Source organism: Amycolatopsis sp. NPDC043887 (genome assembly GCF_056435665.1).
On sequence record NZ_JBWKEB010000011.1, the window covers coordinates 206199 to 232224 of the forward strand.

The 26026-nt window shown below is 70.2% G+C and carries 21 protein-coding genes; 13 read left to right on the forward strand and 8 right to left on the reverse strand.

Annotated elements, in window-relative coordinates:
• Nucleotides 1-5: 5 nt before the first annotated feature.
• Nucleotides 6-401, reverse strand: coding sequence for an ATP-binding protein (locus tag AC069H_RS28380; RefSeq protein WP_478227049.1), 396 nt, complete (start codon nt 399-401; stop codon nt 6-8).
• A 75-nt stretch (nt 402-476) separates the two neighbouring features.
• Complete coding sequence (locus tag AC069H_RS28385) at nt 477-902, reverse strand: Rid family hydrolase (RefSeq protein ID WP_478234356.1); 426 nt, start codon at nt 900-902, stop codon at nt 477-479.
• 92 nt (nt 903-994) lie between these two features.
• Here AC069H_RS28385 and AC069H_RS28390 point away from each other — a divergent pair, with 92 nt between their 5' ends.
• From AC069H_RS28390 to AC069H_RS28405, 4 genes are all read left to right on the forward strand, one after another.
• Nucleotides 995-1471 (forward strand): MarR family winged helix-turn-helix transcriptional regulator, encoded by a 477-nt coding sequence (locus AC069H_RS28390; RefSeq protein WP_478234357.1) that lies wholly within the window; start codon nt 995-997, stop codon nt 1469-1471.
• 101 nt (nt 1472-1572) lie between these two features.
• Nucleotides 1573-1875, forward strand: a complete 303-nt coding sequence (locus tag AC069H_RS28395; protein WP_478234358.1) for a hypothetical protein — start codon at nt 1573-1575, stop codon at nt 1873-1875.
• Nucleotides 1872-2033 (forward strand): hypothetical protein, encoded by a 162-nt coding sequence (locus AC069H_RS28400; RefSeq protein ID WP_478234359.1) that lies wholly within the window; start codon nt 1872-1874, stop codon nt 2031-2033. Before AC069H_RS28395 ends, AC069H_RS28400 begins: the two co-directional genes overlap by 4 nt.
• A gap of 359 nt (nt 2034-2392) precedes the next feature.
• Entirely contained in the window at nt 2393-4267 is a 1875-nt protein-coding gene (locus tag AC069H_RS28405) for a Calx-beta domain-containing protein (RefSeq protein ID WP_478234360.1), read from the forward strand.
• Between the two features lie 52 nt (nt 4268-4319).
• Here the strand turns inward: AC069H_RS28405 and bla are convergent, their stop codons facing one another.
• Nucleotides 4320-5213 carry a class A beta-lactamase gene (bla, locus tag AC069H_RS28410; RefSeq protein ID WP_478234361.1) on the reverse strand — a complete coding sequence of 298 codons (894 nt, stop codon included), beginning with the start codon at nt 5211-5213 and terminating at the stop codon, nt 4320-4322.
• A 101-nt stretch (nt 5214-5314) separates the two neighbouring features.
• Here bla and AC069H_RS28415 point away from each other — a divergent pair, with 101 nt between their 5' ends.
• From AC069H_RS28415 to AC069H_RS28450, 8 genes are all read left to right on the forward strand, one after another.
• Nucleotides 5315-6196, forward strand: a complete 882-nt coding sequence (locus AC069H_RS28415) for a LysR family transcriptional regulator (protein WP_478227056.1) — start codon at nt 5315-5317, stop codon at nt 6194-6196.
• A complete protein-coding gene (locus AC069H_RS28420) occupies nt 6193-7095 on the forward strand; it encodes a serine hydrolase (protein ID WP_478234362.1) in 903 nt (300 codons plus the stop codon). The genes AC069H_RS28415 and AC069H_RS28420 overlap by 4 nt, the downstream gene beginning before the upstream one ends.
• A 330-nt stretch (nt 7096-7425) precedes the next feature.
• On the forward strand, nt 7426-9195 hold the full coding sequence (locus AC069H_RS28425) for an alpha/beta hydrolase (protein ID WP_478234363.1): 1770 nt from the start codon (nt 7426-7428) through the stop codon (nt 9193-9195).
• A 206-nt stretch (nt 9196-9401) separates the two neighbouring features.
• Nucleotides 9402-10319: a helix-turn-helix transcriptional regulator gene (locus tag AC069H_RS28430; RefSeq protein ID WP_478234364.1), complete on the forward strand. Its 918-nt coding sequence runs from the start codon at nt 9402-9404 to the stop codon at nt 10317-10319.
• A 361-nt stretch (nt 10320-10680) separates the two neighbouring features.
• Nucleotides 10681-12441, forward strand: coding sequence for a fatty acyl-AMP ligase (locus AC069H_RS28435; RefSeq protein ID WP_478234365.1), 1761 nt, complete (start codon nt 10681-10683; stop codon nt 12439-12441).
• The gene (locus AC069H_RS28440; protein WP_478234366.1) at nt 12438-18860 is read left to right on the forward strand and encodes an SDR family NAD(P)-dependent oxidoreductase; all 6423 of its coding nucleotides are present in this window, start codon (nt 12438-12440) and stop codon (nt 18858-18860) included. Before AC069H_RS28435 ends, AC069H_RS28440 begins: the two co-directional genes overlap by 4 nt.
• Complete coding sequence (locus AC069H_RS28445) at nt 18857-20437, forward strand: acyl-CoA carboxylase subunit beta (RefSeq protein WP_478234367.1); 1581 nt, start codon at nt 18857-18859, stop codon at nt 20435-20437. The genes AC069H_RS28440 and AC069H_RS28445 overlap by 4 nt, the downstream gene beginning before the upstream one ends.
• A 13-nt stretch (nt 20438-20450) precedes the next feature.
• On the forward strand, nt 20451-21431 hold the full coding sequence (locus AC069H_RS28450) for an alpha/beta hydrolase (protein ID WP_478234368.1): 981 nt from the start codon (nt 20451-20453) through the stop codon (nt 21429-21431).
• 98 nt (nt 21432-21529) lie between these two features.
• Here the strand turns inward: AC069H_RS28450 and AC069H_RS28455 are convergent, their stop codons facing one another.
• From AC069H_RS28455 to AC069H_RS28465, 3 genes are read right to left on the reverse strand one after another with little or no spacing between them, the layout of a single operon-like run.
• Nucleotides 21530-22492, reverse strand: a complete 963-nt coding sequence (locus tag AC069H_RS28455; RefSeq protein ID WP_478234369.1) for a pyridoxal-phosphate dependent enzyme — start codon at nt 22490-22492, stop codon at nt 21530-21532.
• On the reverse strand, nt 22489-23133 hold the full coding sequence (locus tag AC069H_RS28460) for a helix-turn-helix transcriptional regulator (protein ID WP_478234370.1): 645 nt from the start codon (nt 23131-23133) through the stop codon (nt 22489-22491). Before AC069H_RS28460 ends, AC069H_RS28455 begins: the two co-directional genes overlap by 4 nt.
• On the reverse strand, nt 23126-23479 hold the full coding sequence (locus AC069H_RS28465) for a RidA family protein (protein WP_478227065.1): 354 nt from the start codon (nt 23477-23479) through the stop codon (nt 23126-23128). The genes AC069H_RS28460 and AC069H_RS28465 overlap by 8 nt, the downstream gene beginning before the upstream one ends.
• A gap of 246 nt (nt 23480-23725) precedes the next feature.
• Here AC069H_RS28465 and AC069H_RS28470 point away from each other — a divergent pair, with 246 nt between their 5' ends.
• Nucleotides 23726-23929: a hypothetical protein gene (locus AC069H_RS28470; RefSeq protein ID WP_192744723.1), complete on the forward strand. Its 204-nt coding sequence runs from the start codon at nt 23726-23728 to the stop codon at nt 23927-23929.
• Nucleotides 23930-24001: 72 nt separating this feature from the next.
• On the opposite strand, the gene AC069H_RS28475 is transcribed toward AC069H_RS28470, so the two are convergent.
• Both AC069H_RS28475 and AC069H_RS28480 read right to left on the reverse strand, forming a co-directional pair.
• Nucleotides 24002-25570 carry a multicopper oxidase family protein gene (locus AC069H_RS28475; protein ID WP_478234371.1) on the reverse strand — a complete coding sequence of 523 codons (1569 nt, stop codon included), beginning with the start codon at nt 25568-25570 and terminating at the stop codon, nt 24002-24004.
• On the reverse strand, nt 25567-25974 hold the full coding sequence (locus tag AC069H_RS28480) for a hypothetical protein (RefSeq protein ID WP_478234372.1): 408 nt from the start codon (nt 25972-25974) through the stop codon (nt 25567-25569). The genes AC069H_RS28475 and AC069H_RS28480 overlap by 4 nt, the downstream gene beginning before the upstream one ends.
• Nucleotides 25975-26026 lie beyond the last annotated feature (52 nt).

The window sequence follows — 26026 nt, forward strand, 5'->3', positions numbered from 1 at the left end:
TCGTGTCAGAGCACGGGGATCTCCGCCCACACCGTTTTGAATCCCGCGCCGGTGGTGACACCCCACCGGGCACTGATCGCCTCGACCAGCGCCAGCCCTCGACCGTGAGGGCTCATCGGGTCGTCCTTGATCACGCGGTGGGGCCGCAGGCGCGGACGGTGGTCGTCGACTTCGACGCGGACGACGTCCCGGCCCGAGGGGACGGAGACCCTGAGCTCGGCGACGCCGTCCGCGTGTTCGTGCGCGTTGGTGACCAGTTCCGTGGTCAGCAGCTCGGTGTCCGCGATGGTGGTGCGTCCGACCTCGCTCAGTTGCTGTCGCAGCCAGGCCCGGACCTCTCCCAGTGGTGGGGCGATACCGGTGGGGAACTCGTAAGCCTGTCGTGTTCTCGTGATACCCACGCGTTCTCCTTAGCGGGTTTCCCAGCTGGGCCAAGAGCATGGGCGCAGGCATGGAGTACCCAAGGAGTGCGGGGTTCACACGTGGGCGTTCCCGGCGATCGCGGTGACCCTGATCTCGACCCGCATCTTCGGCGCGCCGAGGGCCGGGACACCGATCTCGGTCCAGATCGGCGCCCGGTCGCCCATGCGCTCGCGGAACTGCTCGACCATCACGCGGTTGTGGGTGTCGCCGATGAAGCCCGGGGTTTCCGGCACGTGGTACGAGTCCACGGCGATGACGTCGCGCCAGGTGGCGCCCGCCGTGGCGAGGGTCCGCTCGACGTTCTCGAAGGCCTTGACGATCTCCTCCTCGAGCGATTCGGGGAAGTTCAAGTCGTCGTCCCAGCCTCCCTGCCCCGAGATCTCGATGCGATCGCCGACGCGCACCGCCTGGCTGTAGCGCATCTCGGCCAGTTGCCGGTCGCCGTATCCGGGCGTGGCGAAGAACTCCGGCTGGGTCATGGTGGATCCTCTCGTTGACTTCATGCTTGAAGTCAAGCTACCACGGTTTCACTTCACGTGTGAAGTCACTTCGTTCTGGGTAAGGTTCCGCCATGGCCGCCCCGGACCCCGACGAAGCGATGTGGCTGACCTCTGCCGAAAAAGAGGCCTGGACCGGGCTGGTCTCCCTGGTCCTCCTGCTGCCGGGGCGACTCGAGTCGCCGCTGCAGCATGACGCCGGGCTGACGCTGTTCGAGTACCTGACCCTCAGTCATATTTCGGAGGCCCCGGACCGGCGGCTGCGGATGAGCGAGCTGGCTTACCTCGCCAACGGCTCGCTCTCGCGTCTGTCCAATGTGGTCAAACGCTTCGAGCGGCGGGGCTGGGTGGAGCGGACGCCGGACCCGGGCGACGGCCGGTACACGCTCGCCGTGCTCACCGACGACGGTTACGACGTGGTCGTCGCGGCCGCCCCCACGCACGTCCGTTCGGTGCGGGAGCTCGTCCTCGACCCCTTGACCGCGGAGGATCAGCAGGCGCTGGCCCGGATCGCCGCCAAGCTGCGGACGCGGCCCGCCGACCTCGCTTAGGCACTTCAAGGCAGTCGAATGTGCGCGCGAAGGTACCTTGTGCTCGCGTTCCGGACTCTGGTCCTCTGACTGGGTTCATCACGCGAAGAGGGGGAGCTCTCGTGTTCAAGAAAATATTCGCCGTCCTGTCGGTGTTTTCGCCGGCACTCGTGGGTGTCGCGGGAACCGCGCACGCCGGGATCGTGCAATGGTCCGACGGTTACGAATCGAATCCCCATGGCGTATGGGAGCGCGGGATTCAGGGCGGTGACGGGCATTCCTGGTTCGACATCGGCATGGGAGTGGCGCGGACCGGCAACAACAACGGCTGGCTCTTCGCCGGTAACGGCTGGTCGGCGATGAGGACCGCGAAGTCGCTCGGAAGTTTCCCGTCGACGGCTGGCGGAAAATCTCCCACACGGTGAAGTGGATCGACGACGGGGCAGGCTATCAGCTCATCACTCTGCCCAAGCTCAATCTGAACGGCGTGGGTACCGTCTATCTCCAGCCGATCTACGGCAACAACGGCGGACCGGCGAAGTACATCCGCTTGGACGACGCGATCATCCAGTGCGTCTACTGACCGAGTCCGAGGTCTCGCCGAGGTGTCGGCCGGTGGGAGACGTTGCGACATTCGGTGAATATCCGCAGACGTCCACCGGATGAATTCGGGTTTCCGTCCGGTGGCGTGATCACGGAAAACGCCGAAACCTTCGGCATCGCTCACGCTGAAGAGTGAGAGATGCCGGGGTACTTCGGCTGGACGGCGCAATGCGGACCTGGTCCGCGTAGCCCGGATTCGCGGTAACAGCCCGTTGGTGCCTTGACACAGGGCGCTCTGGGTGAAGCCCGGCTCTCGCGCTAACGAAAAGCGAAACATTCCGTCTTCTCCACCGAGCCCACAGGAATTCCGGCCCCGGCCGGGTCTCGAAAGGGAAGTCCATGCCACGAAGACCACTGCTCGTCGTCCTGACCGCCGTCTCGGCGATGCTCGCGTCCACCGCGGTCGCCGCCGCGGCTCCGCCGGGAGTGGACCCGGCCACGGTCGACCTCACCCTGAACGCGGGGCAGAGCACGACCGTGACCAAGAACGTGACGACCTCGGCCGTGCCGCCGAATCCCGATCTCGTCCTGCTCGCGGACACCACGGGCAGCATGGGCGGGCCGATCGGCAACGTGCGGACGAACGCCGGCGCCATCACCGGTGACGTCCTCGCCGCGCAGCCGACCGCACGGTTCGGTGTCGCCGAGTACAAGGACTTCACCGACTCGGTGCCGTTCAAGGTCAATCAGGGCATCACCGGGGACACGACCGCCGTCCAGGCGGGGATCGACCAGTGGGCGGCCTCGGGTGGCGGGGACACGCCGGAGGCCAACCTGAACGCGCTCTACCAGCTCGCCACCGGCGCGGTCGCGTTCCGGCCGGACGGCACCCGCATCATCGCGTGGTTCGGCGACGCGCCGTCGCACGACCCGAGCGGCGGGCACACCCTGGCCCAGACCATCGCGGCGTTGCAGGCGGCGAAGATCCGCGTGGTCGCCGTCAACGTCGGCGCGCTCGACGCCACAGGGCAGGCTTCCGCCATCACCTCGGCCACGGGCGGCGTGCTGCTGAACAACGTCCCGGCCGGCCAGGTCTCCCAGGCCATTTTGGACGGCATCAAGTCCATCGAGGTCACGGTGACCCCGAAGGTGACCAGCTGCGACCCGCAGCTCACCGTCACCAACGATCCGGGCAGCGTCAAGGTGACCAGTGGCGGGGTCGCCACGTTCACCGAGACGATCAAGGCCGCCGCCGGTGCCGCGCCGGGCACCTATCAGTGCGTCGTCGATTACCAGGTCGACGGGGCTTCGCGGGGATACATCGAGACCACGACCGTGCGTGTACTCGGCCTGAGCATCAACGACGTGACCGTCGGCGAGGGTTCCGGTGGCGCGCAGGTACCGGCGACGTTCACCGTGTCGCTGCTCGGCGGCCCCAGCCCGAATCCGGTGACGGTCCAGTACGCGACCGCCAACGGCACCGCGTCCGCGCCCGCCGACTACACGGCGGCGAGCGGGACGGTCACGTTCGCCCCTGGTCAGACGGCCAGACCGGTGACCGTCTTGGTCAACCCGGACACCGTCGACGAGCCGGACGAGACGTTCACGGTGACTCTTTCGGCCCCGTCGGGCGCCGGCCTCATCGACGCGACCGGTGTCGGCACGATCGTCGACGACGACCGTGACGGCGTCTTCTCCTGCACCGGCACCGCGGCGAACGTCCTCGGGGTGACCGCGGCGCGGGCCAATCCGGCGAACCTGCCTTGTGCCGACGACAGCAGCACCGTCGCCGCCGCGACGCTCAACGCCGGCCTGATCAAGGTCGACACCAAGGTGCTGACCGCGTCGACCGATCTCACGCCGGACAACCAGTCGGCGGCTCCGGCCGCGGGCGATCGCGCGCTGGCGTCGGCCAAGATCGACAAGACGGTGATCAGCACGCTCGGGCTGACCATCGAACTCGGCGTGATCCAGTCACAGGCGACCGCGACCTGTCAGCCGTCGCCGGGCGGCCTTGCCCCGGTGCTGGCGGGCAGTTCGAACGTCGCCTCGCTGAAGATCAACGGTGAGTCGATCACCGTGGGCTCGGCGCCGATGACCATCCCGCTGGTCATCGGTTCGTTGAAGCTCAACGGCCAGACCGTGGCGAACGGCGTGGTGAAGCAGCAGGCGGTCGCGCTGGACACCGCGCTCGCGAAGATCGTGCTCGCGGAGTCCCAGGCCGACGTGCACGGAACCTCGGCGCATCCGGCGGGCAACCCCTGCCGTCGCTGAGCCGCTGAATCCCGCCGGGACGGACGGAACCTCGTCCGTCCCGGCGGTTCGCTCAGGGGAGGGCTTTCACCGCGGCCGCGGTGACGTCGGCCAGGAGCTTGTTGTCGATCTCGGCGTCCTTCTCCGACCGGTCGGTCAGCACCGAGATGACGATCGGCGCCCGGCCCGGCGGCCACACGACCCCGATGTCGTTACGTGTCCCGTAGGCCGCCGTCCCGGTCTTGTCGGCGACCGGCCAGCCCGGCACCCCGGCGCGGATGTTCTGGTCGCCGGTGGTGCTGCCCCGCATCATGTCGACGAGGATCTTGCGTTTGTCATCGGGGAGCGCGTCGCCGAGGGCGAAGGCGCGCAGGCTCACGGCGAGCGCACGCGGTGTGCTCGTGTCCCGGGTGTCGCAGGGGAAGGTGTCGTTGAGTTCCGGTTCGATCCGGTCGGCGTGGCTCGTGGTGTCGCCGATCCCGCGCAGGACCGCGTTGAGACCTTCGGGGCCGCCGAGTTCGCGGAAGAGCAAGTTCCCGCCGGTGTTGTCGCTGTACCGGAGCGTCGCGTCCATGACAGCGCGCAGCGGCATCCCCGTCGCCACGTGTTTCTCCGTGACCGGCGAATTCACGACCAGGTCCTTGCGTTCGTAGGTCACCGTCCGGTCCAGGTCGGCGACCGGCGTCCGCTGCAGGACACCGCCGGCGCTGAACACCTTGTGCGTCGACGCGTAGGCGAAGCGTTCGTCGGCGCGGAAGGCGACTTCGCGGCCTGTCGCGGTGTCCACCGCGTACACCCCGAGCCGGGCGCGGTAGCTGCGTTCGAGCTGTTCGAAGTCGGCTCGCCCGGTCGCCGCGACCGGCGAGGTGGTGGCCGGCGGCTGTGCGGGAGCGGGTGCGGAACACGCGGCGAGTGACGCGACCGAGAGCGCCAGCAGGGCGGCCCAACGGCGAGAAGTGACGGACACGGTGATTCCTTTCAAGATCGTTCGATGTCCGCAGTCTGTCCAGCGCCGGTCATGCTGTCCAAGACACGAATGACCTCTTTCATGCGTAATCCGCATAGTATGTGGTCGTGGACCTGATCGGGAGCTGCCGGGCGTTCGTGAGCGTGAGCGAGGCCGGGACCTTCACCGCGGGAGCCGCGATCGCGCGCATCCCCCAACCGGTGGCGAGTCGCCGGATCGCCGCGCTGGAACGGCATTTCGGCGAGCGGCTGTTCGACCGCTCCACCCGGCGCGCCGTGCTCACCCCGTTCGGCCGGGACATGCTGCCGTCGGCGAAACGGCTGGTGGCGCTGGCCGACGCCATGGAGCACGACGCACAGCGCGCCAAACTGCGGCCGATGCGGCTGGCGATGCCGGACACCTGCACCGTCCGCGAGCTCGCCGAACTCGACGCGGCGGCGCGAGCGCTGGACGTCTTCCTGGAGTTCCGGCAGGCGCCGCCGGGGGAGCGGGCGGAACTCGTGCGCACACAGGAGGTCCGCGCGGCGGTCACGGCCGTTCCCGCCGAAGAGGGCACCTGGATGGTGCCGCTCGGGCTGGCGGCCGGGGGGAGGCCGCGGGCGGGCGCCCTCCACCTGGAAACGCTGCGGGTCGGCCGGTCCGGCAGGCCGCCTCGCCGGATCTGGATCCAGCCCGAGGACGACGTGCCGCATATCCGGGATCGGCTCTTCCGGATCCGTGACTCGGTGGGCTTGCGGCCCGCGCAGGTATCCGTCGCCGATGCGCTCAGCGCGGCCGCCGCGGCGGTGTTCGGTTCGGACGATCTGCTGCTGTGCTCAACGGTTCAGGCCACCGAACTCGGCCTGAACTGGCGGCCGATCGGCGAGCTCCGGCTCGCGCGTGGGTTCGAGATCACGACGGGGCCCGGCGAGGACGCGCAGCGGCTCCGGGCACGATTGTGGCCGGACATCGCCCGGTGTCTCGGCGCGGAGGAGACGACATGAACACCGAGACGCTGCTCCTCGGACTGCGCGCCGAACTCGACGACGGCGGCTTGCGCGGTTCGTTCCTCGTGCGCGATCTGCGGACCGGATACGAGATCGGCATCGACCCGGACCTGGAGTTCCCGAGCGCCTCGCTGGTGAAGATCCCGCTCGCCGCGGCGACCCTGGAGCGGATCCGCCGGGGCGAGCTGGACGGCTCCACGCCGATCGACGTCGAGCCGGGCCGGGCCACCGCCCCCGGGCCGACCGGGCTGACGCGGTTCCGGCATCCGGCCAGTGTGGCGATCGACGACCTGCTCTACCTGACGATGGCCATCAGCGACGAGACCGCCGCGGACGCGCTCTTCGCGCTGACGCCTCCCGCCGAGGTCACCAGGATCACGCGCGAATGGGGCGTTCCCGGGATCACCGCGCGGCATCCGGCCGCGGACCTCAGTGACACGCCCGCCGAACGTTTCGCCCCGGCAGACGTCCACCTCGCGCACGCGCTCGCGATCAACGCGGGCACCACCGGGCAAGGTCATCCTGTTCCGCAGCTCGACGTCACCCGCGCGAGTTCCGGTTCGGCTCGCGCGTTCGTGAACCTGCTCGAAGCGCTGTGGAAACCGTCCAAAGTAGACGAAGAGGTGGCGGCGCGGGTGCGTGAACTCATGGGACTGAACCTGCTGCGTCAGCGGCTGAGCCCCGATTTCGTCTCCGACGCCACGAAATGGTCGTCGAAGACCGGCACCGTGCTGAATCTGCGGCACGAGGTCGGGGTGGCCGAACACGCCGACGGCGGGATGTACGCGATCGCCGCGCTGACCGGGTCCAGGGTGCCCGCCGCGGTCCAGCCGGAGGCCGAGGTGCTGATGGCCCGCGTGGCGCGGGCGCTGCGGGATCACCTGCGCGAAGGGTGACGTCATGTTCGTGAAGAGAAGTCGTGACTCGCGTGATCAGACACGTGACTCGCGTGATTGAACGGCGATCTCGCGAGTTACGCCTGTGATCACGTGAGTTCGCCGCCTGAGCACGCGAGTTACGGCTCTGAGCACGCGAGTTACGGCTCTGATCGCGCGAGACCGCCCCGGAGCCGCGCGGTGTCGAGATCCTGCCATGTCGGGTATCCGCCATCTTCCGGCCGTGTGGGAAAGCTGATCACCCGTCTTTACTTCACGTACGGACGTCGGGGGCTCCTGTCGAAAGGGAACATGGTGATCAGTAGTACGAGAAAGACGCGGAGGGGCACGGTGGCCGTGGTCGCCGGTGCGTTCCTGGCCTCCGGCCTGGTGCTGGCTCCGGCGGCGGGTGCGGCTCCCGCGGCCAAGGCCGAGCCGGACACCGCGGCGCTCGCCGGCGGGCTGACCAAGCAGACCGTGGTGTGGGGCGAGTGCTCGTTCCCCTCGGTCGCGCCGGCGACGGAAGCGGAGCTGAAGAAGGTCAAGGGCCTGGCCTGCGCCACCGTCCAGGTGCCGCGTGACTGGCACAACCCGCAGGACGGCAACACCATCGGCGTCCGGGTCTCCAAGACGGCGACCGCCTATCCCGGCACCGGCAGGCAGGGCATCGCGCTGGTCAACCCCGGTGGACCCGGCGGCGAGGGCCTCCCGTGGGGTGCCGCGATGGCGATGCGCAGCCCCGTGCTGGCCTCGCAGTACGACTTCGTCGGTTTCGATCCGCGCGGTGTCGGCCAGAGCACCCCGCTGACCTGTAGCTACACCGTCCCGGACAGCACGGATCAGAACGTGATCAGCCGGGCGAAGGTCGAGGGCTGCCTGAAGAACCCGCTGACGAAGTTCATCACCACCGAGCAGACCGCGTACGACATGGACTTCATCCGGGTGCTGCTCGGGGAGAAGAAGACCAGCTACATAGGTTACTCGTACGGCACGTGGCTCGGCACCTGGTACGCCACCACGTTCCCGTCCAAGGCGCACCGGTTCCTGCTCGACTCATCTACGGACGCGAGCCGTTCGACGCTGGAGAAGACCTGGGACCTGCAGCCGCGTAGCCGTGACCGCCAGTTCCAGGAGGCGCTGCTGCCTTACGTCGCGCGCAACGACGCGAAGTACAAGGCGGGCACCGACCCGCTCGAGATCCGCCGCAACTGGGAGAAGGCGGGCGGCACCCGGGAATTCGCGGGCATGCTCTACGCCGCGTGGTTCATCATCCCGGCGATGTACGACACCGGCCAGTACCCGTCGGCGGCCTCCATGGTGGCCGCGCTGGCGAAGGGACCGGCGCCTGCCGGGACCGACGCGGAGAAGCTGGAGCAGGTCGTCGCGAAGGCTCTCGCCACTCCTGGACTGACCGACGCGAACAAGGCGTTCCTGAACAAGGCCAAGGGCAACGCGCTGGAGGCCATCGCGAAGAAGGACTCGGTCGAGCGCAAGGCCTCCTACCAGGGCGGCGCCGAGGTCGAGACGTGGGACGCCGCGTTCGAGGCGATCCGCTGCCAGGACGGCCAGTGGAACCAGAACCTGCACTATTGGAACTACTGGCAGGCCGACCTGACCGTGAACGCGCCGTTCATCGCGCCGATCATGGCCCTGTCGGGCGCGCCGCTGTGCGCGTTCTGGCCGACCACCAACGCCAAGCCGGCGCCGGACGCCAAGACGTTCCCGAAGTTGCTGATCGCGCAGACCGAACTCGACGCGGCCACGCCGTACGAGGGTGCGCTCGCCACCGCGAACGGACTCCCGGGCGCCAAGATGATCAGCGTCGACAACGAAGGCAGCCACGGGATCTTCCCGTACAACACCGACTGCGTCGACGACCCGATCGTCGCCTACTTCCAGACCGGGCTCACACCCAAGAAGAAGTTCACCGGCTGCCAGGGCCTGCCGCTGCCGGGTGAGGACAAGACGGTCGAGGTCGGCGGCCATCTCGGGCACGACGGGAAGATCAAGATCAAGATGATCACGCCCCAGGTGCGCAAGGCGAACGAGATCGTCCGTGAGCTGCTGGAAGGCGCCGCGACGCCGGAAGCGGACGAGAAGGGCATGCCCGCCAACGCCTGACCTCCGGCGGCGTTGACGAGAGGCTCCCGCGGGCCGGTCCGGGCGCGCGGGAGCCTCTTCGGCATGATCTGTGATGGTTTCGTTATCGGTTCAGGCGCACGATCAGGGCGCCTTCCCCCTCAAGACCGGTGAGCGGAAACAGCCGTCCGCCAGGCGTGACATCGATGTCACGCCGATCGATCCCGGGGTGGGGGAGGAGAAGCGTCATGCTCGCCGAGTCTCGAGGCCTGTCGATGGAGGCCGAGCAGCTGTACCGGGCTTTGCTGGACGGGCGCCCGATCACGCCCGGCGCCGAGCTGGCGGAGCTGGAGCGGTTCGGCCTGGTCCGAGCAGGCGCGTCCGGGGTCGAGGTGTGCCCGCCGCGTGCGGCGCTGTCGGCGTTCGCGGCGCAGCACGAGGCAGCGGCGATCCGCGCGCGGGAAGCGGCCGAGGTGCTCGGCGCCGCTTACTCGCTGCGGACGGGCCGGGACGCGGACTTCGTCGAGGTACTGCGCAGCCGGGACGAGGTGATCGCCACCTTCGAAGCCATGCAGACCCAGGCGGCCGTCGACATCGTCGCGCTGGACCCGGGGTCTTACATGAGCCCGAAGCCCGAAGTGAGCACGGTGCAGCCAGGTTCGATGGCGCGTGGCATCGCGTACCGCGTCGTCTACGACTCGTCCGTGTTGCAGCACGACGACGGATTTGCCCAGGTGCAGTCGAGTATCGCCCTCGGGGAGCAGGCGAGGGTGTTCCCGGGGCTGCCGCTGAAGCTGGTGATCGCCGACGGCAACCGGGCGCTGATCGCGGTCCCGAATTCCGACGCCGGTGACGTCCTCGCCCTGCTGGTCCATCCGTCGATGCTGCTGAGCGCGCTGATCGAGTTGTTCGGCTCGTTCTGGCGGATGGCCGTGCCCGTGCGGGCGGGCGGTCCGGACGACGCGGAAGCGGCGCAGGAACCGACCGTCGCCACGCGCCGCCTGCTCGCGTTGCTGAGCGGAGGCCTGACCGACGAGGCGATCGCGCGCGAGCTCGGGGTCAGTGAGCGCACGGTGCTGCGGCGGATCAGCCGGTTGCAGCAACTGCTGGGAGCGCGGACCCGGTTCCAGCTGGGAGCGCAGGCGTCACGACAGGGCTGGCTCTGATCGTCTCGGGTCGGTCCGTGAAGGCCTCCTTACCTACTCTGAGGGTAGGGAAGGAGGCCTTCACGTACTCGCGTGGGCTAAGGGCGCCGGTACCGAGGAGTCGGCGCGCCCCGGCGGCCGAATCCCCTGAGCACGCGGACATTTCGTCCCCAAGTGACAAGCGGAGTGCCCTCTTTCTCACGTTCCCGTGAGCACGTCCGTGTTTTCGGCGGCGTTCCATCATCCTTTCATTGACACTCTTCCCGGGACGTCCATACAGTTCCGGGCAGATAAAGAACGGTCTCCGGAATGGAATCCGCTTTCGGCAACGGCGCCGTTCCGAATTCACCCGCTCCTGTACGAGTCGTCACAACGAGGGGCCATGGAAACCATTTCGGAATCGGTCGTCGCCGCCCACGGGCCGGACGACGCACGCGGCGGGGAGTCGTTCGCGACGCTGCTGAGGTACTGGGCGTGGCGGCTCGGCGACGACGTCGCGGTGACCTACCTCGACCATCGTGCCGGGGCGGACGGCCGGGCGATCACCCTGTCCTGGCGCGAGCTCGACGACCGGGTCGACGCCCTCGCCACCCGCCTGACCGGGTTCACCGGCCCGGGGGACCGGGCCGCGATCCTGGCCCGGCAGTCCGTCGACTACGTCGTCGCCTTCCTCGGCGCGATCCGCGCCGGGCTGGTGGCGGTCCCGCTGTTCTCCCCGGACCTCCCCGGGCACGCGGGCAGGCTGGCCGCCGTGCTCGCCGACTGCGCGCCGAGGGTCGTGCTCACCACCACCGACGGACTCGACGACGCCGCCGGTTTCCTCGCCTCGACGGATTTCGAGCGGCCCGCCGTGCTCGCCGTCGACACCACAGCTCCGGTCGCGGCCGGTGATCGCTCCTGGCCGCGACCGGAACCGGACGGAGTGGCGTATCTGCAGTACACGTCCGGTTCCACGCGGACGCCGGCCGGCGTGATGCTGACCCACCGCAACGCGCTCACCAACGCCCGTCAGGCTTGCGACGCCTACGCGATCGAAACCGGGACGACCTCCACCGTCAGCTGGCTGCCGCTCTTCCACGACATGGGCCTGATCCTCGGGATCGGCGCGCCGCTGGCGGCGGGGGCGGCGTCTGTCCTGATGGATCCGCACGCCTTCCTGGAACGTCCGGCACGGTGGCTGCGCGCGCTCTCGGCCAGCCCCGGCGCGATCAGCGCGGCACCGAATTTCGCCTACGCCTACACCGCTTCCCGGGTCACGGAGGACGAGAAGAGCTACCTCGAACTGAGCCGGGTCGTCTCGCTGATCAACGGCAGCGAGCCGGTTCTTCCGTCGACCATCGCGAAGTTCCACGGCGCCTTCGAGGAATGCGGGCTGCGCCCGGAGGTGCACCGGTCCTCCTACGGGCTGGCCGAGGCCACGGTGCTCGTCTCCGTCACCGAGGCGGGCACGGCGCCACGGCAGGTCGCCTTCGACCGCGAGCGGCTCGCCACCGGGCTCGCCGCGCCGGCGCTCCCCGGCGCGGCGTCCACCACCCTCGTCTCGTGCGGATTCCCGGTGGGACAACGGGTCCGCATCGCCGATCCGGTCACCGGCGCGCTGGTCGAACCCGGCAGGGTGGGGGAGATTCAGGTCAACGGCCCGAACGTCGGCGTGGGGTACTGGGGACGGCCCGCCGCGTCCGACGGTGTCTTCGGCCTGCCGCCGATCGACCCGGAGTCCGGCGCGGGCTGGCTCGCGACCGGGGACCTCGGCGTGCGGTACGAGGGTGAGCTGTTCATGACCGGCAGGCTCAAGGACCTCGTCATCGTCGACGGCCGCAACCACTACCCGCAGGACATCGAACAGACCGTGGAGACACATCCCGCGGTCCGGCCGCATTCCGCGGCGACTTTCGCGATCGAGCACGAAGACGGCGAAGCGGCGGTCGTGCTGGTGGAGCGTGCCAAGGAGACCGGGGCCGACCTCGCCGTGGCGACCACGGAGATCAAGAGGGCCGTCTCGGCCGCACACGGTCTGCGGCCGCACGACGTCGTCTTCCTCGCCCCGGGCGAGGTACCGCGCACCTCCAGCGGCAAGATCAGCCGTGCCCGGTGCCGGCAGTCCTATCTGGACGGTTCGCTGACCGCGCGGCGGCTCGGGTGACCGCGGAGATCCGCGCCTGGCTCGTCGCGCGGGTCGCGGAGCGGACCGGGTCGCCGGCGGACCACGTCGATCCGGACCGTCCGCTGCACGAGAGCGGGCTTTCCTCGCGGGAGTCGATGGAACTGGCGGCGGAGCTGGGCCGGTACCTCGGCCGCCCGTTGCCGCCGACCCTGGTGTGGCAGTATCCGACGATCGCCGCTCTCGCCGACCGTCTGTCCACAGTGGAGGACTCCGTGGCCGTGGGCGGTGAAGGCCGCGAGGAGGAACCGATCGCGATCGTCGGTGTCGGCTGTCGCCTGCCGGGCGGCGCGGACTCTCCTGAGCGCTACTGGCGGCTCCTGGACGCCGGACGCGACGGCATCCGCGAGGTTCCGGAGGATCGCTGGGATATCCCCGCGCGTGGCGGGTTCCTCGGTGACATCGCCGGTTTCGACGCCGAGTTCTTCGGCATCACTCCGGGCGAGGCCGAAACGATGGATCCCCAGCAGCGGATACTGCTCGAAGTGACGTGGGCGGCACTGGAGCACGCCGGGATCCCGCCGTCCACGCTCCGGGGAAGCCGGACCGGGGTGTTCGTCGGGCTCTCGGCGGGCGAGTACGGCCACCTGACGATGGCCGATCCAGCCACCGTCGACGTCTGGTCCGCCACCGGTGCCGCGACGAGCATCGCCGCCAACCGGCTGTCGTACCTGTTCGACCTGCGCGGGCCCAGTCTCACCGTCGACACCGCGTGCTCGTCCTCGCTGGTCGCGGTGCACCAAGCGGTGCAGAGCCTGCGCCGCGGCGAATGCGGGACGGCGCTCGCCGCCGGGGTGAACCTGCTGCTCTCACCGGCGGTCACGGCGTCCTTCCAGCGGGCCGGGGTGCTGGCCCCGGACGGGTACTGCAAACCGTTCGCCGCCGCCGCCGACGGCATCGCCCGCGGCGAGGGCTGTGGCGTGATCGTGCTCAGACCGCTGAAGGCCGCTCGCCGCGCGGGTGATCGGGTGCTCGCGGTGATCCGCGGCAGCGCGGTCAACTCCGACGGGCGGTCCAACGGTCTCGTCGCGCCCAGTCCCGGCGCGCAGGCGGACTTGCTGCGGGACGCGTACGCGGCGGCGGGCGTCGAGCCGTCCACTGTGGACTACGTGGAGGCGCACGGGACCGGGACCGAGGTGGGCGACCCGATCGAAGCGGGCGCGCTCGGAGAGGTGCTCGGAGCCGGACGCGAACCCGGCCGCCCGCTCCTGATCGGCTCGGTGAAGGGGAACCTGGGCCATCTGGAGGGCGCGGCGGGGATGGCCGGGCTGATCAAGGTCGTCCTCGCGATGGTCCACCGGCGGCTGCCGCCGACGCCGCATCATCACGAACCCAGCCCGCATGTCGACTTCACCGGTCTCGGCCTCCGGGTGGTGGACACCGGGACCGGGTGGCCGCGCTACTCCGACGTCGTGCGCGCCGGGGTCTCGGCGTTCGGCTTCGGTGGCACCAACGCCCACGTCGTCCTCGAAGAATGGCCTGCCGCGTCGTTCCCCGCTCGCGGGACGGAGACCGGGCGCCCGCGGATCTTCGTGCTGTCCGCGCGGTCGGCCGAGGTGCTCCGGGCGCGGGCCGCCGATCTGGCGGACTGGCTCGAAGACCCCGCCCACCGGTCGGTCCCGCTGGACACGGTCGCCGCGACACTGGCCCGGAGCCGCGACCACTTGCCCATCCGTGGCGCGGTCATCGCGGAGGGACGCGACCGGGTGGCTGCCGCATGGCGGGAAATGGCCGCCGGACGCGAGAGCGGCGACGTCGTCCTCGACGAGGCCGGAGCTGCGCCAGGCGTCGTGTTCGTCTTCTCCGGCTACGGCTCCCAGTGGCCCGGGATGGGCCGCGTCCTGCTGCGCACCGAGCCCGCGTTCCGGGCCGAGGTGGAGGCACTCGATCCGGTGTTCCTGGCCGAAGCGGGGTTCACTCTGAGCGAGGTGTTCTCCGGCGCGCGGGACCTGCCGGACCTCGCGGAGACGCAACTCGCGTTGTTCGGCATGCAGCTGGCCCTCGCGGGGCTCTGGCGCGCACACGGCGTCGTCCCGTCCGCGGTGCTCGGGCATTCGATGGGCGAGGTCGCGGCCGCCGTCGTCGCGGGGGCGCTGGACGTCGCCGACGGCCTGCGCGTGATGGCCACCCGCGCCCGGCTGCTGGCCGAGGTCGACGCGTCCGGCGACGGCGCGATGGCGGTGGTCGAACTGTCCCCGGCCGAACTCGCCGATCTGGAAGCGGACTTCCCCGGGATCACCGTCGCGGTCTACGCCTCGCCGGTCCAGTGCACCGTCAGCGGCGGCGCCGAACAGGTCGAGGCGCTGGTTTCGCACGTCGAGAGCCTCGGCAGGCTGGCGAAGCGGCTGCCGGTCGGGGGTGCGGGCCATTCGGAAGCCGTCGACGCCGTTCTCGGCCGGTTCCGCGCCGAGCTCGGCGACCTTTCCCCACGACCGGTGGAGATTCCCTGCTACAGCAGCGTTCTCGACGATCCACAAAGGTCAGTGGTGTTCGACGTCGAGTACTGGGCGGCGAATTTGCGCCGTCCGGTGCGGTTCAGCCAGGCGCTGGTGGCGGCGACCGCCGACGGGTACGGCGTGTTCGTCGAGATTTCGCCGCATCCGGTCGCACTGGCCGCGATCGAGCAGAGCACCGGCGCGCTCGCGGTGCCGTCGGCGAGCCGCAAGGTCGACGAGCGGGTGGCGCTCCTGACCACGCTCGCCCGGCTCCACACCCTCGGACTGCCCGTCCTGCTCGACGACGGTGGCCCCCGTCCGCTTCCGGTCGAGTTGCCGGGTCCGCGCTGGCGGCACCGGCGGTTCTGGCCGCGGCGTACGGCGAACCGAGCCGGGGGCGCGCATCCGTTGCTGGGTGTCCACATCGAACAACCGACCGGTGGCGGGCACCTGTGGCACGCGGACATCGGGACCGAGGCGCTGCCGTGGCTGGCCGACCACGCGGCGATGGGTGTCCCGCTGTTCCCCGCCGCCGGATTCCTGGAACTCGCGCTCGCGGCGGCGAAAACGGTCCTGCGGCCCGGCGGGAGGTTGCGCATCGGTGGTCTCGAACTGCACCGGGTGCTCCCGCTCGCCGCGCACACCGAGGTGACGACCAGCCTGAGCTCCGGAAGCGTGGACGTCTACGCGCGGTCCGCGGACGGCGGCTGGGTGCGGCACGCGACCGCCCGTGTCCGCGACGGGAACACCGCGCTGGTGCCATTCGGCGCGGTCGGCGACGACGCCCGGCCGATCGACCTGTATCGGGTGCTGGCCGGCGTGGGGCAGATCTATGGTCCCGCTTTCCGTGGGCTGCGTGACGTCCTGGCCGCGCCGGGCCGGGCTTCGGCGTCGATCACCCTGCCCGCCGACGATCCGGCGTACGTCCTGCATCCGGTGATCGCCGATGCCTGCCTGCACGCGCTGGCCGCCGCGGCCGGGGACGCGCTCCACGAAGCCGACGGCGTGTTCCTGCCGCTGACCTTGGGCGAGGTCGTCCTCGCCGGCGATCCACGCCGCGGTGTCCGGGTCGACGCGGTCCTCGACTCGCTCGACCCGGCGGGCGACGGCCTGGTCGGCGGTGTCCAGCTGGTCGACGCGCACGGCGTCGTCCTGGTCGAGTTCCGCGAGGTCTACTGCCGCCGGTTCCAGCGTTCGGCGCTGCCGGTGCCGATGGCGGATCTGCTGTTCGAGACGGTCTGGCGGCAGGCCGACCTGCCGTCGGCCGCGCCGGGCTCGCGCCGCTGGGTCGTCCTGCACGAAGACGCGCCGTGGCTGACGGCGTTGCGTGACCGGCTCACCGAAGCCGGGGACGAGCTGGTGACGGTTCGGCCCGGGGACCGGAAGGCGCTCGCGGAAGTCCTGAGGTCCCGCGAGGTGGCGGGAGTCCTCGCGTGCGCCGGGACTTCGGACGGGCCCGATCCGATGAACGCGGCGCGGAGGGTCGCCGAGTTCTCCGGCGTCCTCGCCGAACTGGTCGAAGAAGCGCCGCGGTTGTGGCTCGTCAGCGCGGGTGCCTCGGCCATCGAACCCGGCGAGCGCGGCGACCCCGGCCAGGCCTGGCTGCGCGGATTGGTCCGGGTCCTCGCCTTCGAGCACCCCGAACTGCGGGCGAGCCAGGTCGACTTCGACGCCGAGCCGGACCCGGCCCGGCTGTGGGTCGGCAGGCTGGTGGCGGAGATCCGCGCGGACGCGCCGGACGACGAGATCGCCTGGCGAGAGGGCGTCCGGTACACGCGGCTGCTCGCCCGCCCGAAGCTCGGCGAACCCGGCCACGAAACCGTGGTGCGCGACGGCGCTTACGTGATCACCGGAGGTCTCGGCGGCCTCGGCCTGGTCGCCGCGGATTGGCTTGCGGCACGCGGCGCGACCAGGCTCGTCCTTTCCGGCCGGCGTGGTGCGAGCCCTGCGGTCGAGCCGCTTCTGGCAGAACTGCGCGAGCAGGGCGTCGACGTCCGCGTGGTGACGGGTGACATCGCCGAACCGGGAACGGCCGAAGTGCTGGTCGCGGCCGCGACCGAAGGCGGCCTGCCGTTGCGTGGGGTGCTGCACGCGGCCGGTGTGCTGTCCGACGGCGCCGCCGTCGCCCTCGACGACGACGCCGTCGAGGCTGTCTGGCGCGCGAAAGCGCTGGGGGCATGGCGAGTGCACGAGGCGACGGCCGGACACGAACTCGACTGGTGGCTGACGTATTCGTCGGCGGCGGCGTTGTTCGGATCACCGGGGCAGACCGCCTACGCCACCGCGAACGCGTGGGTGGACGCCCTCGTCGCGTGGCGCCGCGCCGCGGGACTGCCGGCGGCGACCATCGGCTGGGGAGCCTGGGGTGAAGCGGGAGCGGCCGTCGGCAGCCGTAATCCCGTCCTCGAATCGCTCGGCACGGAGGAGGCGTTGGCGGCGATGGAGGCCGTGTTGCGCCGTGACCGCGTGTCGACCGGGATCGCCAGGGTCGACGCCGGGACGGTGCTCGCCCTGTTCCCCCGGCTGGCCGGACGGCCGTTCTTCGAGATCCTGGTACCGGGGGAGGAACCGGCATCCGGACCGTCCACTTGGGACGGACTGGACGCGCTGCGGGCGGTCCTCCCGGAAGCCGCCCGCGAGATGCTGGCCGACTACCTCGCCGGGCTCGTCGCCGGGATGCTCGGCCTCGCCGCGGACGAGATCGACCGGCGGACGCCGCTCACCCGGCTCGGCCTGGACTCGCTCGCCGCCTTGCGCGCCAAGGGAGTCGTGGAACGCGACTTCGGCCTGACGCTGCCGATTCCGCTGCTGTTGCGGGGTGCGGGCCTCGCCGAAGTCGCCGGCCATCTCGCCGATCAGGCGGGGTTCGGCGAGACAGGCGCCCGGCCCGCCGGACCGGTCACGGCCGTCGGGCCACGCGATCCGGCCGAACGCTGGATCGCCCGGCACTGGCAGGCGGAACTCGGCGGCGCGGAGCCCGGCGTCCACGAGGACTTCTTCGCCGCCGGTGGCGACGCCGAAGCGGCCGAGCGGCTGCGAGCCGTGTTCACCGGGCAGCTGGGAGCCGTTCCCGAACGGCTCTTCGCCACACCGACGATCGCCGCGATGGCCGACCTGCTGCGCGACGAGATCGAGGGACGCGGAGGCTGCCCTGTCCGGCCGTTGCGCGAAGGCGGCACGGATCCGGTGTTCCTGTTCCACCCGGCGGGCGGTCCGACGAGCGTCTACGAGGGGCTCGTCCGCCTGCTGCCCGAGGGCAGATCCGTCTACGGGCTCGAACGGATCGACGACGAAGACACCGTCGAGGACAAGGCCGAGTGCTATGCCGAGCTGATCCGGGAGATCCAGCCGCGGGGCCCGTACCGGCTGGGCGGGTGGTCGTTCGGCGGCTGCCTCGCCTACGAGACCGCACGGCGCCTGACCGCGGCCGGGGAGCGGGTCGATCTCGTGTTCATGATCGACAGCATCCTGCCGCTGCCCGCGCCGGGGAAACCGGCCGGGGAGATCCTGCTGGACCGGTTCGACCGGTTCGCGGAGCACATCGAGCGGACCTACGGTGTCCCGCTGGACATCCCGCGTGAAGACCTCGCCCGGCTCGGCGACGACGAACAGATCCGGCTGGTGATCGGCAGGTTGGCCGCACAGGTGCCCGAGCTGGGGCACGGCGTGCTGCGGCACCAGTACGAGTCCTATGTGGACGCACGGGTCGCCGAACGGTACGAGCCGGAACCCTATGCCGGGCCGGTGCTGTTGCTGCGCGCGCAGGAGCCGCATCCGCTGACCACCACCCTCGATCCGCGGTACCTGCGCACCGACGACACCCTGGGCTGGGACGCCTTCTGCCCGGATCTGGAGGTCGTGCGGGTGCCGGGCGATCACCTGTCGATGATCGACCCGCCGCACGTCGAGGTGGTCGCCTCGGCACTCTCGGCCCGGCTCGGGGCTCCGAGGACGGCGAGATCATGACCGATGTCCCGTTCGCTCCGACGACGGCGTTCCGGATCGCCGATCTCGCCGCCCGCCGGGAAGAGCTCCGGACCGCCGAGAAGCGGGCCGCCGACCGGCAGCACGCCAAGGGGAAGCTGACCGCGCGCGAACGCGTCGAGGAGTTGCTGGACCCGGGTTCCTTCGTCGAACTCGACCAGTTCGCCCGGCATCGGTGCACCGAGTTCGGGATGGACGCCAACCGGCCCTACGGCGACGGAGTGGTGACCGGGCACGGCACCGTCGACGGCAGGCGGATCTGCGCGTTCTCCCAGGACTTCACCGTGTTCGGCGGCAGCATGGGCGAGGTCTTCGGCGAGAAGGTCCTCAAGGTGATGGACCTGGCGATGACGCTGGGCTGTCCCGTGGTCGGGATCAACGACTCCGGCGGCGCCCGGATCCAGGAAGGCGTCGTCTCGCTCGCCTACTACGCCGAACTCGGCAGGCGCAACACGCTGGCGTCCGGCGTCATCCCGCAGATCTCGCTGATCATGGGCCCCTGCGCGGGCGGGGCGGTCTACTCGCCGGCGATCACCGACTTCACCGTGATGGTCGACGAGACCGCGCACATGTTCGTCACCGGGCCGGACGTCGTGCACGCCGTCAGCGGCGAACGGGTCACCGCTCAGCGGCTCGGCGGCGCCGCGGTGAACAGCGAGGTGTCCGGGAACGCCCACCACCGGGCCACCGACGAACACGACGCCATCGACTGGGTGCGGACCCTGCTCGGGTATCTGCCGTCCAACAACCTCGACACCGTCCCGGAGTACGCCGACGAGACCGCGCCCGAACTCACCGCCGCCGACCTCGAACTCGACCGGCTGGTGCCCGATTCGCTGAATCAGGCGTACGACATGGCCGAGGTGATCGTCCGTCTCGTCGACGACGGCGACTTCATGGAGGTGCACAGCGGCTTCGCGCCTAACATGATCTGCGCGTTCGGCCGGATCCGGGGCCGCACGGTCGGTGTCGTGGCGAACCAGCCTCGCCATCGTGCGGGCGTGATCGACATCGACGCCTCGGAGAAGGCCGCGCGGTTCGTCCGGTTCTGCGACGCCTTCTCCATCCCGATCCTCACCCTGGCCGACGTGCCCGGTTACCTGCCCGGCGAGGCGCAGGAACGGCACGGGATCATCCGGCGCGGCGCCAAGCTGATCTACGCCTACGCCGAGGCGACCGTGCCGAAGGTGACCGTGGTGATCCGCAAGGCTTACGGCGGCGGCTACGCGGTGATGGGGTCGAAACATCTCGGCGCGGACATCAACCTGGCCTGGCCCACCGCGGAGATCGCGGTGATGGGCGCCGAGGGCGCGGTGCGGGTGCTGCACCGGCACGACCTGGCCGCGCTGCCCCCGGAACAGCGGTCCGCCGAACGGCGACGGCTCACCGAGGCGTACCGCGAACGGCATTCGAACCCTTACTCGGCGGCCGAACGCGGTTACGTCGATCAGGTCATCGCGCCGTCGCAGACACGCCTTCAGGTGGCGAGGGCGTTGCACGCGCTGCGGACCAAACGGCAGACCCTCCCGGCCAAGAAGCACGGAAACATCCCGTTGTGAGCAAGGAGAAACGATGAAGCGAACCCGGCGGTGGGGTCTGCTGGCGCTGGCCATGGCCGCCCTGCTCGGAAGCCCGGTCCCCGCGAGCGCGGCGCCCGCGCCGGTCACCGCCGACAGCGGCGCGAAGGTCGTCGAGGAGACCTGGCTGGACGCGCGCACCGTCGACCTCAAGATCAGTTCGCCCGCGCTCGGCACCACCGGCATGGTCCGCCTGCTGGTCCCGGCGGGCTGGGCCGCGCAACCGACGCGGACCTGGCCGACGCTGTTCCTGCTGCACGGCTGCTGCGAACCGGTCGACTACCGCTCGTGGGACCAGTTCACCGACGTCAAGGCGTTCACCGCGGACAAGGACGCCCTCGTCGTCATGCCGACCGGCGGGCCCGCCGGGATGTACACGAAATGGTGGAACTTCGGGCTCAAGAGCACTCCCGACTGGGACACCTTCCACACCCTGGAGGTGCGGCAGATCGTCGAACGCGGCTACCGGGCGGGTACGCGCCGGGTCGTCGCCGGACTGTCGATCGGCGGGTACGGCGCGCTCGCGTACTCGTACAAGCACAAGGGCATGTTCGCCGCGGCCGCGTCCTACAGCGGGGTGCCGAACACCCTCAACCAGGGAGCTCCGCTGTTCATCCAGGGGATCCTGGCCCGCGCGGGGATCTTCAACTACCTCGAACTCTGGGGCGACTCCTGGGGGATGCGGCCGCTCTGGACGGCGAACAATCCATACGACAACGTCGACGGCCTGCGTGGCACGGCGCTCTACATCTCCTGCGGGAACGGGAAGACCGGTCCGCTCGACCCGCCGGGACAGTCCGACATCTTCGAACCGCAGGCGCTGGCTTCCTCGGTGAGTTTCACGGATCGGTTGAAGGCCAAGGGGATTCCGGCGACCGTCGACTACTACGGCGACGGTACGCACAGCTGGCCCTACTGGCAACGGGCGCTGCGGAACTCCTGGCCGGTGCTGGCGGGTGGGCTCGGGATCTCGTGAGTGGTAAGGACGGTTCTAACCGTCCTTACCACTCACGAGGGGTTACTCGGCGGTGCCGGCCACGGCGTGCTTTCGCGACACCCCGCACCGCACCAGCGCTACCCGGCCGCGATCAGTTCGGCGAAGCGTTCCGGGCTCACGTTCCCGCCGCTGACGATCACCCCGACCCTGCCCGAAGCGAGCACCTGGCCGCTGAGCAGCGCCGCGAGCCCGGTCGCCCCGCTCGGCTCGATGACGAGCTTCAGCCGTTCGAACGCGAACCGCATCGCGTCCCGGACCTGGTCGTCGGTGACCAGCGCGATGTCGTCGACGAGCCGCCGGTTGATCGAGAAGGTCAGTTCGCCGGGAATGGAGGCCGCCTGACCGTCGGCGATGGTCCGCGGCACGGGAATCGACACGCGTTCCCCGGCCTCCAGCGAGCGTTTGGTGTCGTCGCCCTCGGCGGGTTCGACACCGACGACCCGGATACCGGGCCGCACGGCCTTCGCGGCGGTCGAGCTGCCCGCGATCAGGCCACCGCCGCCGACCGGGACGACGAGCGTGTCCAGTGATTCGGTGTCCTCCAGCAGTTCCAGCGCCGCGGTGCCCTGCCCGGCGATCACGTGCGGGTGCTCGTAGGGCGGGATGAGCGCGAGACCGCGGTCGGCCGCCAGTGCCTCACCGATCGCGACGCGGTCGCCGGTGTACCGGTCGTAGGTGACGATCTCGGCGCCGTAGCCCGCGGTGGCGTCCTTTTTGGACTGCGGGGTGTCCTCCGGGATCAGGATGACCGCGCTGCTCCCGAGTTCCCGCGCGGCGAGCGCGACGGCTTGGGCGTGGTTCCCCGACGAGTAGGCGGCGATGCCCTTGGCCAGCTGTTCCGGCGACAGTCGCGAAGCGGCGTTGTACGCGCCACGGAACTTGAAAGCCCCGACGCGCTGGAGGTTTTCGCACTTGATGAAGACCTCGGCGCCGACGAGGTCGTCGAGGGTCCGGGAACGCACGACCGGCGTCCGGTGCGCGACACCGGCCAGACGGGCGGCGGCGTCGCGGATGTCGTCGATGGTCACGGGGGCGGTCATGATGCTCCTTGATCACGGATTTCGGCGAGATAGTTGTAAGCGGAGGCGCGGGAGATCCCGATCCGGGCCGCGACCTGGGGCACGGCCCGCCGCACGGCGAAGACGCCGCGCGCGTGCAGGCTGCGGAACAGGTCGAGGCGTTCTTCGCGGCTGAGCGCGGTCCAAGGTTTGTTCAGCCGGAGCTGGTGCTCGTCGACGATCGCGTCCACCACCGCGTCGACGTCGTCGCCGAAGGTGGTGGTCGGCGTTTCCGCGGCGATGCCGACGTCGGCGAGTTCGCCGACCAGGGTCCGCAGCTGGCCCAGCGCGGTGACGTCGAGGTTCACGCACAAGGCGCCGAACACCGAGCCGCCGCTGTCGCGCAGCAGCATGGTCGACGACTTCACGAGCTTCCCGGACGCCGTCCGAGTGACGTAGTTCAGCTGGTCTTCGGCGTCGTCGCCGCGGGCGAGCAGGCCCATGCCGATCTCGCTCATCGAGCCGCCCACGGTGCGGTCGGTGACCGAGCCGGCGATCGCGACCACCGACTTCTCCGGACGGCGGAAGTCGTGCACCACGACCTCGCAGAACGAGCCGAGTGTCGCCGCGATGCCGTCGGCGACCGGGGCGAGCGCGTCGAGGATCGCGTCCTGCTCAGACATCGCGTACTCGGGCCAGGGCTTCGACCTCGACGACGCCGCCATAGGGCAGCGACGCAACTCCCACACAGGTCCGGGCGGGCCGGGGCTCGGCGAAGAACTCTTCGTAGACCCGGTTGAGGCCGTCGCGGTCGGCGATGTCGGTCAGGTAGACGACGACCTTCACCACGTCGGCCCTCGTCGCGCCCACCGAACGCAGCGCGGCGTCGAGGTTGGCGAAGGCCTGCGGGCATTCGGCGCCGAATCCGCCGGGCACCAGTGCGCCGGCCTCGCTCACGCCGAGCCGCCCGGACACGGAAACCAGGTCGCCGCTGCGGAAGGCCGGAGGGTACGGATGCTCGTTGGTCACGAGACTGACTGTATAAGCGCTGGACGGAAAGTCCAACCGAAATAGGGAGTGACATACCGCTCACGTGGTGAGCGGGGTGTTACTCGCGGGTAGTCGCTCGGGTTAACGGGCTTCACTCGGACGAGCGACCGCTGTTTCATGATCGTCAAATGGCGGTGAACCGCCTTGTCCGGCCTTCGATGATCAAGGCAGCCTCCTCGGCGTGCGGTCCCTGTCCGCACATCCACAGCCGAGAGGATGCACACCATGCGCGACACCCAGAGCACCACCCGCCGCTGGACGAAGCGGGGCCTGGCGGCCGGCCTGCTGGCGGTTCCGATGCTCGCCGTCTTCGGCGGCTCGGCGTCAGCGGCGGAACTCACGCCGATCGCCGAGTACCTCGACAGCACCATCGCCGGCCTGTCCGCGTCGTTGGTCGAGGCGCTCGCGGCCCTGCTCGGCGTGGGCTGAGCCGGGCCCGAGTCGTCAGGAAAGGGGCGTTCAGGACGTTTTTCGTCCTGAACGCCCCTTTCCTGACATCGCTCAGACCACCTCGAAGTTCGCCATCATCGCCATGTCCTCGTGTTCGGCGTTGTGGCAATGGAAGACATAACGGCCGCGATAGCCGTCGAACCGCGCGATGACCTCGACCGACTCGCCGGGGGCCAGGTCCACGGTGTCCTTGATGCCGCCGTCGAACGGCCCCGGCGGACGCCCGCCCCGCGAAAGGATCCGGAAGCCCACCAGGTGCAGATGCACGGGATGGTGGATGTCGGCGACGAACCGCCAGATCTCCGTGTCGCCTAGGCGCGGGCTCGCCGACATCACGTCCGGTGAGAACGGTTCCCCGCCGATCACCCAGCCCGCGCGGCCGTGGACGGTGCCTGCCCGGAACGAGAAGTCCCGCGTGGTCGTGGCCTGTTCGCGAGTGAGCGGCGGGATTTCGCCGAGTTTCGCCGGAACGCGGCTGTCGTCCGCGGCGCGGCGCGCGACGACGAATCGCATGACCTGAGCGGTCGAACCGGTGCCGAGCCGGTTCACGAGGGTGACCTCGGTGCCGGCCGGATACCGGCCGAAGTCGACGACGACGTCGTACCGTTCCGCAGGCGCGATGGGGAGATGGTCGTGTACGCGCGGCGCGTCCAGGAGGCCTTGGTCGGCGCCGATCTGCACGAAACCGCCCCCGCCGGGCGGCGACGGGTCCAGCGCCAGGTCGTAGCGCCGGGCGTTGGAGCCGTTGAGCAGGCGCAGGCGGTACTTGACGGCCGCCACCTCGTGTACCGGCCACGGCGCGCCGTTGACCAGGATGACATCACCGAAAACGCCTTCCACATAAGCACTTTCGACGCCTGGTGTGGTCCGCAGCGACCGGTCGAGCGAGGGATAGGCGAAGGCCCCGTGCTCGTCGAAAGACCGGTCGGCGATCATCAGCGGCAGTTCACGGTCCCCGGACGGGAGTCCCAGTGAGTCTTCCTCGTCGTCGCGGACCAGATGGAAGCCGGCCAGGCCCCGGTACACGGCCGGACCGGTGAAGTCCATGCGATGGTCGTGGTACCACAGTGTCGCGGCCCGTTGCCGCAGCGGGAAGACGTAGTCGCGTTCCCCGTTCGAGATCCGGGCACGGGCGTCGGCCATGGTGTGCCCCGTGTGCGCGGTGCTCCAACCGGACCGCGGCAGGACGAGATCGGTCGGGTAGCCGTCGGAGTCGGCGGGGGTGTGCCCGCCGTGCAGGTGGACCACGGTCGGCACGGGAAGTTCGTTGCGGTGCTGAGCCACCACCGTCCGGTCCCGCCGCGACTCGATCGTCGGACCGGGGAAGATTCCGTCGTAGCCCCAGATCGGCGTCCGGACGCCGGGGAGGATCTCGGCCGCCGCCGCCCGCTGGGTGATCGTGTAGTGATCGGCCTCGGCGGTCCTTTGCGGACGCAGGACCGGCGGGATCGGCAGCGGTACCCGGAACGGCTCCGGCAACGGGAGTCCGCTGCGCAGCAACTCGCCGGTCCCCGGAGCGCCCCGCGCGAGCAGGCGGGGAGCCGCGACCCCCGCCGCGACGAGGACACCGGCCCCGCCGGCGAGCCCGAAGAAGGTCCTGCGGGGCAGCCGCCTGCTCATCGGTCCACCCGCCAGGTCTGCGGCCGCCAGACGGCGATGGTCGTCAGCACCGTCGCGGTGACGAGGGCGACGCCGAGCGGGATGTGCAGGTCGAGCGCGCCCTTCATCCCGGCGAGATACTGTCCGGTCTCGCCCAGCGCGAGCAGCAGGCTGATCCAGAACAGCCAGCGCGGTCCGCGGACCAGCCACAGGACCAGCGCCGCCAGGATCTGCGCGTACGCCAGGTACGACACGGCGTCGGCGCCCCAGCGGTGCAGCCAGAGCATGTCGTAGTCGCCGCCGAGATAGCCGCCGGCGAATACCGGCTGGCCGATGATCGCGACGGCGTGGGCGCTCACCAGTACCCGGTTCACCACCAGCGTCCCGTTCGCCGTCCGGCTCGGGCTGGTCAGGGTTTCACTCACGTGATCGAACGTAGAAGCCGACGCCTTATGCTGTCCAAGACAAGATCGGTTA